Source organism: Streptococcus sp. P25B114, assembly GCF_053010325.1.
The window spans coordinates 18,930-32,198 of sequence record NZ_JBRKNW010000020.1; the positions used below are offsets into that span (position 1 = coordinate 18,930).

Annotated in this window: 14 protein-coding genes and 1 pseudogene; 1 reads left to right on the forward strand and 14 read right to left on the reverse strand. The window is 39.6% G+C overall.

Annotated features, from left to right (window positions below):
• Position 1 precedes the first annotated feature (1 nt).
• Positions 2-1,792 carry a DNA primase gene (gene dnaG / locus ACVC7T_RS09175; RefSeq protein WP_447262834.1) on the reverse strand — a complete coding sequence of 597 codons (1,791 nt, stop codon included), beginning with the start codon at positions 1,790-1,792 and terminating at the stop codon, positions 2-4.
• A 162-nt stretch (positions 1,793-1,954) separates the two neighbouring features.
• On the opposite strand from dnaG, the gene mscL reads away from it, so the two are divergent.
• Positions 1,955-2,314, forward strand: coding sequence for a large conductance mechanosensitive channel protein MscL (gene mscL / locus ACVC7T_RS09180; RefSeq protein WP_105111874.1), 360 nt, complete (start codon positions 1,955-1,957; stop codon positions 2,312-2,314).
• Positions 2,315-2,401: 87 nt separating this feature from the next.
• Here mscL and galE read toward each other — a convergent pair whose 3' ends face one another.
• The 13 genes and pseudogenes from galE to ACVC7T_RS09245 all read right to left on the reverse strand — a co-directional run bounded on the left by galE (position 2,402) and on the right by ACVC7T_RS09245 (position 12,994).
• On the reverse strand, positions 2,402-3,415 hold the full coding sequence (gene galE / locus ACVC7T_RS09185; RefSeq protein WP_172062416.1) for a UDP-glucose 4-epimerase GalE: 1,014 nt from the start codon (positions 3,413-3,415) through the stop codon (positions 2,402-2,404).
• 97 nt (positions 3,416-3,512) lie between these two features.
• Positions 3,513-3,689: a 30S ribosomal protein S21 gene (rpsU, locus tag ACVC7T_RS09190; RefSeq protein WP_000048054.1), complete on the reverse strand. Its 177-nt coding sequence runs from the start codon at positions 3,687-3,689 to the stop codon at positions 3,513-3,515.
• Between the two features lie 94 nt (positions 3,690-3,783).
• Complete coding sequence (locus ACVC7T_RS09195; RefSeq protein ID WP_105160558.1) at positions 3,784-4,416, reverse strand: TIGR01906 family membrane protein; 633 nt, start codon at positions 4,414-4,416, stop codon at positions 3,784-3,786.
• The gene (locus ACVC7T_RS09200; RefSeq protein ID WP_105160559.1) at positions 4,406-5,179 is read right to left on the reverse strand and encodes a TIGR01457 family HAD-type hydrolase; all 774 of its coding nucleotides are present in this window, start codon (positions 5,177-5,179) and stop codon (positions 4,406-4,408) included. Before ACVC7T_RS09200 ends, ACVC7T_RS09195 begins: the two co-directional genes overlap by 11 nt.
• Positions 5,180-5,188: 9 nt before the next feature.
• Positions 5,189-5,518, reverse strand: a pseudogene (locus ACVC7T_RS09205) (NUDIX domain-containing protein); the annotation flags it as partial.
• A 35-nt stretch (positions 5,519-5,553) separates the two neighbouring features.
• Positions 5,554-6,075 carry an ATP-binding protein gene (locus tag ACVC7T_RS09210; protein ID WP_447262835.1) on the reverse strand — a complete coding sequence of 174 codons (522 nt, stop codon included), beginning with the start codon at positions 6,073-6,075 and terminating at the stop codon, positions 5,554-5,556.
• A 1-nt stretch (position 6,076) separates the two neighbouring features.
• Positions 6,077-6,460: an ASCH domain-containing protein gene (locus ACVC7T_RS09215; RefSeq protein ID WP_002942979.1), complete on the reverse strand. Its 384-nt coding sequence runs from the start codon at positions 6,458-6,460 to the stop codon at positions 6,077-6,079.
• On the reverse strand, positions 6,438-7,487 hold the full coding sequence (locus ACVC7T_RS09220) for a hypothetical protein (RefSeq protein WP_447262836.1): 1,050 nt from the start codon (positions 7,485-7,487) through the stop codon (positions 6,438-6,440). Before ACVC7T_RS09220 ends, ACVC7T_RS09215 begins: the two co-directional genes overlap by 23 nt.
• Before the next feature lie 178 nt (positions 7,488-7,665).
• Positions 7,666-9,105, reverse strand: coding sequence for a recombinase family protein (locus ACVC7T_RS09225; protein WP_447262837.1), 1,440 nt, complete (start codon positions 9,103-9,105; stop codon positions 7,666-7,668).
• On the reverse strand, positions 9,098-10,714 hold the full coding sequence (locus ACVC7T_RS09230; protein WP_105209193.1) for a recombinase family protein: 1,617 nt from the start codon (positions 10,712-10,714) through the stop codon (positions 9,098-9,100). Before ACVC7T_RS09230 ends, ACVC7T_RS09225 begins: the two co-directional genes overlap by 8 nt.
• Positions 10,714-12,288, reverse strand: coding sequence for a recombinase family protein (locus ACVC7T_RS09235; RefSeq protein WP_105209194.1), 1,575 nt, complete (start codon positions 12,286-12,288; stop codon positions 10,714-10,716). The genes ACVC7T_RS09230 and ACVC7T_RS09235 overlap by 1 nt, the downstream gene beginning before the upstream one ends.
• Positions 12,289-12,386: 98 nt before the next feature.
• Positions 12,387-12,527 carry a hypothetical protein gene (locus tag ACVC7T_RS09240; protein WP_105209195.1) on the reverse strand — a complete coding sequence of 47 codons (141 nt, stop codon included), beginning with the start codon at positions 12,525-12,527 and terminating at the stop codon, positions 12,387-12,389.
• A gap of 269 nt (positions 12,528-12,796) precedes the next feature.
• On the reverse strand, positions 12,797-12,994 hold the full coding sequence (locus ACVC7T_RS09245) for a helix-turn-helix domain-containing protein (protein WP_447262838.1): 198 nt from the start codon (positions 12,992-12,994) through the stop codon (positions 12,797-12,799).
• Between the last annotated feature and the right edge of the window lie 275 nt (positions 12,995-13,269).

A 13,269-nucleotide genomic window follows, 5' to 3' on the forward strand; every position in this document is an offset into this window, starting at 1 on the left:
TTTACTCCATTTGTTTTCTTCGATTGAGGAGTTCTTGCAACTCATCAAGGGCAATGTCTGTATTTCCCACATGGGAATGCTCACGAATGGCTCGTGCAGCATGCTGGTTTTCTTTTTTTAGCAATTCTCGATCCCGACTGACCAGTAATTCCTCTACTTCATGAGTAGCAACCTCCTCTGGCAAGCGTTCTTCCAGGACCCGGTACCAGGCCTGTTGGGCACTATCACTGACTTGGGATAATTCAAAGCTGGAAATCTCACCATTCTTCTTCAAGAGCTGAAAGAGTTCCTCCAATTCAGGCGTCGCAAAGGCAAAATCCTCTCTCAGCCGAAATTCGTTGAGAATATAGGGATGTTCAGCCATCCGATAGAGCAGGTGATTTTCTGTCCGAACCAGGCTAGTCACTCGCGGAACAACCTGCAGGTCCGGCAAATTTTTTGCCTCAGAAAAGGACTGTTGGGCCTGCTGACTGCGTTGCTGGCGGTGCGTGAGGCGAACGTTGTTGACCGCCTGCTCCACCTGACCATAGTCAAAATCAGACAAGAGGTCTGCTACCTTGTAGATATAGGAATTCTGGGCCGTAATAGACTTAACCTTGGCAATGATAGGGGCAATTTTTTCCACAAAATCAATCTGCATCTGCAAATTATCAGGATTTTCCGGCTTGAGATAATTGATTAAAAACTCAACCGCACTAATGCGCGATTTGGTCAAAACCTGCTCAAGAGCCACCTCAGAGTTCTTCTGCAAAAACTCATCGGGGTCCATATTATCTGGTAGACTGACAATCTCCACTTGGAAATCCTGCAATTCGTCCAAAGCCTTAATGGTAGCAGCCTGTCCCGCCTTATCACCATCATAGGTCAGGACAACCTTCTTACAATACTTGGACAGGTGGGTCACGTGCTCACGGGTCAAAGCCGTTCCCATAGAGGCTACCGCATTCTCAATTCCTGCACGATGGGCCGCAATAACATCCAGAAAGCCCTCCATCAGATAGACTTCGTGCTGTTTCTTGATGACAGCTTTTGCCCTATCCAAATGATATAGTTCGTAACTTTTATTGAAAATTGCAGTGCTACGCGAATTTTTGTACTTGGCCAGCTGCTTATTCTCCCGGTCCGTCTCTGTCCAGACACGACCAGAAAAGGCAATAACCCGACCGTATTCGTCGGTCAAGGGGAAAATAATTCTACCGTGGAAGGAATCATAGATTCTATTATGATCACCAGGATGGAAAAGACCCGATTGCAAGAGGGCGTCTTCCTCAAACTGGCTGGACAATTTTTGATAGAGGATATTTTGCTGGTCAGGGGCCAGGCCTATTTGAAAGGTTTTGATGACTTCATCTGTCAGGCCGCGCTGGTGGAGATAGTCTCTCGCTTCCTCTCCCATCTTAGTCGTCATGAGCAAGGCATGATAAAACTTAGCCGCCTCAGTGTGAATATCGTAGAGAACCTGGTTGGGATTGGCAACTTTCTCAGCCCGCTGAAATTGCGGACTGGTTTCTAGGACAATTCCCGCCTTTTGAGCGACAATCTGTACCGCATCCCCAAAGGTCACGCCCTGTATTTCCTCGATAAACTTGAAGACATCCCCTGACTTCCCACAGCCGAAACAATGATAGAATTGCTTATCCTCCACCACATTGAAGGAAGGAGTTTTCTCACCGTGGAAGGGACAAAGTCCCAGAAAATTGCGTCCAGCCTTGGTCAGGGCAACCGACTCACCGATAATATCAACAATATTGACAGCCTGTTTAATATCATTGATTTTTTCTTTTGATACCATCGGTCACCTCCTCACAAATACAGAGAATACGCACATTTTAACATTCTATATTGTATAACAAATTTCTAGAAATGTAAAATGTTCGAGACATATTACTTGAAAAATAAATGTAAGTGTATATAATAGATAGAGTAAAAATTTATGAAAGGACATATTTAGGATATGTTGAAAGATTTAAAAGCATTTTTGTTCCAAGGTAACGTTATTGACCTTGCTGTCGCAGTTATCTTCGGTGCTGCCTTCAAAGCCATCATCGATTCATTCGTTGCTGATTTGATTACTCCCCTCTTGTTGAACCCAGCTTTGAAAGCTGCTGGTGCAGAAAAGATTGCTGATTTGAGCTGGAACGGTGTTACTTACGGTAACTTCTTGAGCGCTATTATCAACTTCTTGATCATCGGTACAGTTTTGTTCTTCATCGTTAAAGCTGCAGAAAAAGCAATGCCTAAGAAAGAAGCTGCTCCTGCAGGACCAACTCAAGAAGAATTGCTTGCAGAAATCCGTGACTTGTTGAAAAAATAATCAATAAGATAGTGAAACAGGCTTTCCGCCTGTTTTTCTTTTGCACTATGACAAAAAGAAGATGTGAGCCAATACTCACATCTTTTCTCATCCTTCATATCCATTTGGATTTTTAGACTGCCAGTTCCAGGTGTCACGGCACATGTCTTCGATTGTTTTTTCTGTTTTCCAGTTGAGCTCTGCCAGAGCCTTGTCCGCATTAGCATAACAAGTGGCAACATCGCCAGGACGGCGGTCTACAATCTTGTAAGGCACCGGAACACCATTGACTTTCTCAAAGGCTTGTACCAACTCTAGTACGCTGGTTCCCTGACCAGATCCGAGATTATAGGTATGAACACCAGTCTCACCAGAAATTTTCTCAAGAGCCTTGATATGACCAAGTGCCAAATCAATCACGTGGATATAGTCACGGACACCGGTACCGTCCACTGTATCGTAATCATTACCAAAGACGCTGAGCTCTGCACGTTTACCAACGGCAACTTGTGCGATAAAGGGCATAAGGTTGTTTGGAATACCAGCAGGATCTTCACCAATCAAACCTGATTCATGAGCACCAATTGGGTTGAAATAACGGAGAAGGGCCACTGACCAGTCGCTATCTGCTACCGCCACATCACGAAGGATTTGTTCCAACATGACCTTGGTGTAACCGTAAGGATTGGTTGCGCTGGTTGGCATGGTTTCCACAAGCGGTGATGGATTGTTGAGTCCATAGACAGTTGCGCTGGATGAGAAGACAATCTTCTTGACACCAAATTCTGCCATGACTTCGACCAAGGCAAGCGTTGACATGATGTTATTTTCATAGTACATGATTGGTTTTTCAACCGACTCACCGACCGCCTTGTAGCCTGCAAAATGAATAGCAGACTCAATCGTTTCTTTCTCAAAAACCGCACGGAGGGCGTCCTTATCCGCTACGTCTAATTCATAAAAAGTCGGACGTTTGCCTGTGATTTCCTCAATGCGATCCAAGACCAAAATGCTTGAATTAGACAGGTTGTCGACAATGACAACATCTTTGCCCAATTTCTGCAATTCAACCACTGTGTGGCTACCAATATAGCCTGCTCCACCTGTTACTAAAATACTCATAGGTACTCCTTTGAATGTCCAAATAATGTATATCCATTATATGAAACTTCGCCTAAAATGTAAACAAAAAACAGCCCGAAGGCTGTCTGAAATTCAATTAGAATTTTTTACGCTTGCGAGCTGCTTCTGATTTACGTTTACGTTTTACAGATGGTTTTTCGTAGAATTCACGTTTACGTGTTTCTTGAAGAGTACCAGCTTTAGTAACCGCACGTTTGAAACGACGAAGAGCATCATCAAGTGATTCGTTCTTGCGTACTACTGTTTTTGACATTTTTTTCACTCCCCTCAATTTCAAAGTCCTAACTATTTTACTACTAAAAACTATCTTTGTCAATGATTTTTCATGATAAATCTGAAAAATTATCCTAGTTAGTTTTCTTGGTAGATTTCACTGTCCACGCCAGCATTGCCAAAGAAAAGAGCTCGTAGAGAACGAAAAACAAGATAAAGCAATGGAGGAAAAAGTCCTGTGGCAGAATGTAGATGACAGGGTCTTTTGCTGGGTCAAAGAGCCAGGTCGAATCGCCCGGAAAGAGGACCTTGTGGAAGAGGACAAAGAACGTATCAAATCCAATTAAGACACCGACCAGTCCGATAAGAACAGGCGCCAAGGCAACCCAAGTAAAAACCCGATGATAGATCTGACCATAGCCCATGTTTAGAACCTGTTTAACAAAGGAAATAAAGACTGGCAGGCTAATCAGAAAGGCAAACTGGGCAAAATGAAAGAGATACTTAACATCCCTAAAATGCTTGAGACCAGCTGCCGATGAGCGGAAATTTGGCATGTCTAAAACACTTGCAAAAGGATTGGTCAGATAGTTCATCAGGATATTGAAATTGTAGGAAATATCCGACGCATTCATGTAGACAACATTTTCCAAGCCTAGGTAGGAAATTTCTAGCGGATAAACTAGCCAAGCTAGGTAGATGGTTCCTAGAACTGCTGCCGACAAGACAAATAAAATCGTTCCGATAATCTGTAACTTAGTTCTCATCAAAACTCCATTCATCTAAGCTCTCGAGGACATGGGTTGGAGCCAGGGGTAAGACTGCTACTTCTTTTGGCTTGGTAAATCCAGTCAGGACTAAAAGAGTTGGAAATCCATTATCAATCCCTGCACGAATATCCGTCAGGTAGTTATCTCCCACCATAACCGTTTGGCTGCGTTCCGTCCCTAAAATCTCTAGAGCCTTGTCCATGATAATAGCTTCAGGCTTGCCAATAAAGATCGGCTCAACACGGGTAGCAGCTTTCAAAAGTGCAATCAATGAACCAGCACCTGGCAAATGACCTCTTTCAGTCGGAATGTTCAAATCAGGATTGGTACCTATAAAGGTCGCTCCCTTTTGAATAGCCAAGGTAGCAATGGTAAGCTTTTCATAGGTCAACTGAGTATCCAAACCGACAACTACATAGGCTGGATTTTCCGTATCTTCAATATAACCTGCCTCAAAAATGGCAGACTTGAGCCCGTCCTCACCGATGACATAAACCGTCATTTCCCGACCTAAGTCATTCATGTAGTCCACAGTAGCCAGACTGGCCGTGTAAATGGTCTCAAGTGGCGTTTCAATATTAAAATTCTCCGCCAACATAGCTTGCACCATCTCAGGACGGCGGGTGGTATTGTTGGTCACGAATAAATAGGGAATCTGACGTTCTTGCAAGCCATGAATAAACCGTTCACCAGCAGGAATCCGCTTTTTCCCTTCATAGATCGTTCCATCTAAATCAATCAAATAGCCTTGATAGGTCATACTTTCTCCTTAATCAAATCGTGTTTCCCAATGCTCAGATCGACTGGCTTCCAAGCAAAGTGCTAACTGCTCAGGAGTATTTTTCCCAAGCGAGAGCGGAGGCAAGTCATCTAGACTGAAAAAGCCACTGGCGACTGTTTCCGAATTGGGCTGAAACTCCCCGCCAAGGAGACGACATAAAATGAAGACCTTGGTCACGCGGTGAGCTGACTTGGCAGGATTGTTCTTGTGCTTGTCCAAAATCGCAACGACTCGCAGAGCCTCCACATCCAGCCCTGCTTCTTCCATGACCTCTTTCACCACATTATCCTTAACGGACTGATCCACATCGCACCAACCCTCTTATGTCAAGTAACTGACATGAAAATTAAAACTTATAGTTTTAAGAATCCAAGTACCTCTTCAATATGCACTCCATCATTAATTTCTAATAGCGGAATATTCTTTTCCACAGAGAATTGCTGAGCCCTTTTTGTTTCAGTTTCTTGAAAATTATCTATAAGATCAATGTTCCATAAAGTTCTGTCTCTATTTTCCAATCTATCTTTGATAACAGAAGGCAACTCTCTCTTAAGGACTATTTTTCTAATATCAATACCATCAAATGTTTCAAACGGCAATTCAACAATATCTCCATTTTTATCTAGTAAAGTAAAATGGCCGTCAAGAACCACTAATTCATCCTTCAAAAATGAATACTCTTTCAATTTTTCTTTCCACAAGAACTGATTATTTTGAATATTTGTAGTATGCTTCTCTTCTCGCTTGATGTCATTTCCAGCTTGCCTGATCAAATCACTAATAGATAAAGCTGTCAAATCGATACTATCCTTCAGTTTATTCAATAGTGTAGTCTTACCAACTCCATGAATTCCCACTAATAAAATATAACTCAACTCAATATCTCCCTATGTAACAAAACGATTGCGGTGCAACTTTTATACTTGAATCAAATTCAGATAGTTCTAAGTGCTCTTCGTATTCGATAAACTTTTTTATCTTTATTGCAAATCCACTTTCCCTATCTTTGAAATAATCATAAAAGAACTCTTCAGAAATACCCGAAAATTTTCGAGTCTCATTCCATAATGTATCTAAATTTTCTTCAATGATTTCTGCAATTTCAAACTCTCCTACAACTTTACCATAAGGCTTTGTCGCATAAACAACTATTGAAGAAATATCTGATCGTTTGAAAACCTTCTTTCTATACTCAAATTTCTTCCTCCCTTCAATAATTTCTGCTACAAATTCTGGTTTAATTGATAATAAAGCTTTCATTTACTCCACCCATTTCTAAAATGTGACAAAATTGATCCTGTGATAATTGAACACAGGTCCACCTATCTGCGTTTATACCTACCACATCTCTTAAATCTCTTCGAATAATACGCTTATTCAATGAGACGTTATAAATCATCTTTATTATGAACTTAGGATATTGTTTATTCCAAAATTTTAACAATTCATCTTTTGTAAAGATTGTACCTTTTCCACAATAGGTTTCAAAATCATCATAATTATTAAAATCATCAATTTTTAAAACTTCACCAACTGTACAAATTGTTGAAGCAACAGAACTAAATTCTGCTGGAACTCCATCTTCAGCAGTACGATAAATCACGATGTGATCACCTGGTTTCATATCAAGAACTTGCCTAGCTGCACTGATATAAATTTTTTCGCTGGAATTTGTTACTGATAAATCTTCGATAACATGATTTTTTTCCGTACGTAGTTGAGATTCTGGAAACATCTTCGTATGGTATTCAGGGAATATTGAAAGTAAATATTTAGAACTATCCTCTAATAAAGATAATCGTGGGAAATCTTTATAAATATCATTGAAAACATATAAATCTTTAAAGTAGACTAATTCCCCGTTATTTTTGCTTCCCCATTGACGAAAACCGAAGCGTTCAAAAAGAGCAATTAAAGCAGTTTGTTTGGGGAATAAGGTCACATAAGTAAAATCATAGCCTTCATTTAACATCTTTCTTAAAATGATACTCAAAAATCGTTGACCGAGAACCGTCCCGTGTGAATCAATTTTAAAAGTACCAATTTTTAGACGTTTTCTTTCATCAAAATGAGGATTAATACAATTATCTGTTTCTACTTCTTCTTTAAGATAAAGAAAACCTAGTAATCTCCCATCAACAATCAGTACATAGGCTTCATCTCCACTAGTAGCCTTTTTAGCCAGCCACTTATCGAAACCAGGATAATCATCTCTTAATGAGTCAAAAAAGACATCTCGTAAATTTAAGTCCCTAATAAGAACTTTTTGAATTGCATCATTTTTCATATGTAACCTCCTCAATAAAAATTATCACATTTTTATAAATAAAATATCCCACTAACTTCTAAATAACCCTCTTATGTCAAGTAAATGACACTATTTTTCTACACTGAAAACACCCTTATTATACCACAAAGCTACTTTTTAAGAAAGAGACTCGCTATTACACAAGTCTCTCATTAGATTATCTATAGACAACTGTAAAAGAACCTTGGCCATTGACGACAATCCTCTCGATATGAGTGTCAACCACTTCCCTGGTCATTTTTTTGTCAAATGCTATATTTTCCCTACCAACTACCTTTAATTGTTCTTCTATTTCCATTATAGAATTATCTAAGTTCTGACGTTTTTCCATGTAAGTTTCTCTTGTCATCAAGCCCTCTTTATAGTCTTGAAAATGAGAAACCTTTTGAGTTTTCAGCCGTTCAGCTTCTCTTATAAGATTCGTTTTTGATAGCTTTGGAGAGTTCTTCGGCAACCGAGACTTTAATTCTTTCTCGATAGCCTCTTCTATTCTATCTATCCGACAGGACTTCATGGTCTGACCTTGACTTCTACAGTAACGACAATAAAAATAATCATAGTTGTTATAGTGGCTATATCGAAGGAGACGATGCCCGCAATGTTCACAGATAACTAAGCCTCGTAATAAAACTTCTTGTGGCTGGTTGCAAGTCTGACTTTTCGGCCCACTAATGCGAGAGGCAAGTGATTGTTGAGCTTTGTCAAAGTCCTCACTTGATACAATTGCTTCATGATTATTGTCAAGACGTTCCCACTCTGATTCAGGCCGCCGAATTTGCTTACCATTTACCGTTGTTCTAGTGTTAAACAGGTATGTCCCCTTATAGGCTTCATTTTTGAGTATTTGGAGAATACCACTTCTCGTCCATACATTCCTCTTTTGTTCTGCAGTAATGATAATTGATTTTGTATACCTTGCTTGACTAACCTGCATTTTCCTCTCAGCTGGAGTAATCGTCTGTTCACTATTAAGTAACATCGCTATTTTTTGAGTTCCCATTCCCTCAATGCAAAGTCTAAAAATTCGTCTCACAATTGGAGCGACTTCCTCATCAATGATAATCTTAAATCGGTCATTTGGGTCCTTGATATAACCAAACGGTGGTAACCAACTCATGTTCTTCCCAGAGCGTTTCATACTGTTCATTGTACTCTTGACTTTTTCAGAAACATCTTTGGCGTAGAAATCATTGAGTAAGTTTCTAAAGGGCACATCAATATCCAGTCCATTATGTTCAGACACCAGGCTATCATAATGGTCGTTGAGAGCAATAAATCGAACTCCGAGAAAAGGAAAGATATTCTCCAAATAGTTTCCCAATTCCAGATAGTCACGCATAAATCGAGACAAATCCTTGACGATGATATAACGGATTGTTCCAGCCTTAACATCGGCCATCATGCGTTTAAAGGCTGGACGTTTAAGACTGGTGCCTGAAAAACCATCGTCCACAAACTCCAAACGTTCCCAGTTCTTGAACTCAGGTTCTTGGTCAAGAAAATGGTTTAATAAGTACCGTTGATGAGTAATTGAGTTGCTTTCATCTGTATTAGCCTCATCAACTGACAAGCGGAGGTATAGAGCGATTTTAGTCATGCTCGTCCCACCCGATCCGACAGTTAAAAGTTACTGTGACTGTTTTGTCCACATCAACTTCAATCCGTTCTATTAAAGTATTTAAGAGTTCTGCCGTTAAAACTGCTTGATTGTTACTCTTGGCTAGATGTCTAACCCAATTCACCTGCTTATTGTACTCCTCCTCAATCTGCTTTATTGAAGTTTCACATTGGGCTATTTCTTGTGAAATGGTTTTGATTTTTGAGTTTATTTCTTTCTTTTTGGAAAGATAGTCTTCTCGCTTAGAGCGGTTAAGACTGAACGCTGCGTAAAGATCACTTAGTTCAGCATTCCATTGTACTATTGAACCTTGATGACCCCTCAACTGCTTTTGATATGTCTTTAGGCAATTCTCCTTTTTAGATTCAAGTCGAGGCAATAAAGTCTCAACTGTACCTAAACGCTTCATTGCAGTTTGAAGCAACTCTAAGATTATCTTATCCAAAGCTTTCTCACTAATAGAAACGGTCCGTCTTTCTGATTGGTTTGAATCATAAACATAGTCCATAAAATAATAATAATCATAATCGGACTTATTGTTTGAAAAATGGCGACACTTTCGAACCATTTGAGTTGATTTGGTTTTGCCATAAATCAAACCTTTATAGCGATTTGAAGTTTTTACTCGGTCAGTCTTTTTAACAGACTTACGACTAGCAGAATACTGAAGAATTTTTTCGTAGTCATCTTTGCTGATATAGGCTTCCTGCGCATTTTCAAAATAGATATAGTCATCTTCAGACAAGGATTTGTTTCGTGTTCGCTGAACAAGGTCTCCCCTGTAAACAGGCATCTTAATCAGACGAAGTAAATTTCCTGCTTGCCATCTTTTCGTATCCTGCTCACCTCTATATAATTGACCAGTCTTACGGTAGGACTGTGGTACAGCAATTTCTCTACGATTCAATTCAGCAGTAATCTGAGGCATGGATCTACCTTCAATTGCCTCTTGAAAAACAAACTCTAAAATTGGCTTAACCTGATTATCCATAACTAACCTTGCACCTGCTTCATTACGGTCGATGCGATAACCATACGGTGCAGAAGTTCCAATGTAGTAGCCTTGACTAGCTTGATGGATATTATAAGCCATAACTTTCTTTGAAATATCCTTAGCATATAAGTCGTTGACCAAATTCTTGATTTCCACCTCAAAGGATTTCTTATCCTCTAATCCGTCGAGTGTGTCTAAGTTGTCATTGATTGAAATAAATCGAACTCCCATAAAGGGGAATACTTTATCAATCAGTCGTCCCATCTCAATGTAATTTCGACCCAAACGGGATAAGTCTCGAATCAAGATACAGTTGATAATCCCTTTTTTGAGGTCATCCATCATGTCTTGGTAGGCAGGTCGGTTAAAGGTCGTGCCGGAATACTCATAGTCGATGTAACACTTGGTTACAGTTAACCCTTTCTCCTTGGCAAAGGCTCTAGCAAGACTTTCTTGCGTCTCTAAGGACTGCGATTTGTTTCGCCAGCTCTCAGTACGTTCCTTGGATAGGCGAATGTAAATACCCGTACGATAAGTTTGAAGTGGTACCTCATCTATCGTTTCCTTACGGTAGCGGTTCTTAGTACGTGCCATTAGACCACCTCCGTCTCTCGATGAGAAAACTGCTGGAGGAGTTCTAGTTCTGCCACATCATGAAACACTAAGGTCAACTCCTGATTCTCATGAATGACAATACGGTCAAGTAAGGTCACTAAAGTGAGACGATTGAGCTCTTGGTTATTTTGTATGGCACTCAACTGGTCTAACCACTTCTCCTTATCCTGAAGTTTATCATACAGGATTTGAGCTAACTCTTTCTTTTGAATGATTGTGTCTTCAATTTGATTTAGCTTTTGGCGATAGCATCGCTGAAACTCTTGGTATTCTGTATCATTGATCAAACCGTCGTCTAAATCCAAATACAAGGACTGGAGCAACTGTTCATGCTTCTTGCGATTCTCATGTAGAGAAGTAAAATCAACTTCCAAAAACTGTTCTTGATTAACATAATCAGGAACTGCTTTAATCAGATAGGACTTCCAGTCAAGGTGTTGATAGATAAACGTAGCGACCAAGTCAAGCAACATATCTTGCTTAATCGCATGGCGACTACAACCTCTTCCGTTATTATAGGTGCTACAAATATACTGAACAGTCTCTTTATCCTTGTAACGGAGTTTTCGTTGTAAAAGCTGAGACTGACAATCACCACAGAACAATAATCCTGCAAAGAGGTCAGGTAACTTCTTCCCATGTTTGACATCTCTGAGTAAGAGATTATTAGCAAGCTCAAACGTACTTTTTGAGATAATCGCCTCATGTGTATCATCAACTCGTACCCATTCTGCTGGATTCACAGCTACAGACTTTTGAGACTTGTAGTTGAGTTTGGTTTGTTTCCCTTGTTCCAAAGTGCCTGTATAGACACGATTAATCAGGATACGATTGACCATTTTGGTATCCCACTTGTAGTTATGACCATGAAAACCTTTAAGCTTTTCTTGACAGACTTTCTTACGTTGTAGAGGCGTCTCTACACCAGTTTTGTTAAGAAATCCTGCAATAGCGTTTGAGGAATATCCCTCTAATTTAAGAGCAAAAATTTTCTCAATGGTAGGGCGTACATTCTCATCAACCACTAGATGATTCCGTTGCTTTTCATCTTTGCGATAGCCATAAGGGGCAAAAGCTCCAATAAACTCGCCCTTTTGTCGTTTAGCTTTTTGGGTACTCCTAACTTTGGTTGAGATGTCTCGACAGTAACTATCATTGATGAGACTTTTGATAGGCATAACCAGATGTGTTTCATTAGTATCTGCGGTCATACTATCATAGTGATCGTTGACCGAGATAAACCTAACTCCCATAGCAGGAAAAATTCGCTGAAGGTATTTCCCAGTCTCAATATAGTCACGACCGAAGCGTGACAAGTCCTTAACAATAATAGTATCAATTGTCTTATCATTAACCATTGCCATCATACGGTTAAAGTCAGGGCGGCTAAAGGTTAAGCCACTAATACCATCATCCATAAATTCTTCTAAAATCGTGAAATCATGATTTCTGGCATAATCTCTCAAAAGTGAGCGTTGGTTGATGATGGAATTGCTTTCCACATTATCCCCATCATCTCGTGACAGGCGTAAATAAATACAGGCTTTTGTCATGTTTATCTCCTTAATCAGTGTTTAGGTGCTTACCGATTAAGGATTGAGGTTCTACTATTCTATTTTACATAATCTACCACGACTTGTCCGCTAAAAAATCAAATTTTTTCCAGCCGTCGCCCCAGTAAATCATCTAAAACGTCTGTAAGACTTAGTGGCTGATCACTTACTTGTACTGTAACCTTATATCCCTCAATCACAATCTGCGGTAATTCCGCACCTGTTTGTATTTTTTCCATAAACGTTTTTCCTTTACTTAAAATTTTGACCTCTGTAGGTAGAACTGGTTAAGTTCTTCATGGGAGTTTCACCCGCTGTCCTTTCTCGATGGCAGCCTGAACGTTCAGAAGTATCATTATCCTCATTTGTCTCATGGCAGATAGGTAACCAACCTATTTTATAGCCGATAATTCTCGCTCATCTCACGGCGTACCAGGCTAAATTGCTCCACAAATGATTAAAGTCCCACTTCAGTCTATTCAGTTGTCAATGAACAACAGAAGGGATATTATTCCTTATCCATCTCTAGCAAAAAATCCGTAGTTACTCCATATAACTTTGCTAATTTCTTTAAAAACTGAGTAGGAACATCTTGAATACGATTCTCTATTCTAGAGTAAGCAGATTGTGAACAATTTAGGTACTGTGAAATTTGACTCTGTTTATAGTCTCTGTCTTCTCTTAAGTTTTTTATTCTAATGTACATAGTACCCCTTCCGATACTATTTTAGTCATTCTAAAACTAAAATTTAGATTCTATGCAAAATTTGCATAAAAAATTTGTTTTTAAGAAAAATCAGAATCTACAAGACTCTTTAGCCTGAATCAAAGGAAATGAACGAGCCAAAAAAAGGGGCTCTATAATTTCTGTAGTGGGTAAATCCACTGTAGAGATTATGGAGCCTTTTTGAGTGTAGAAAAAAAGTCCCATATGACCTATAATGAAAAGCGACTAAACAACTCATTAGAAAGGGTTCATAT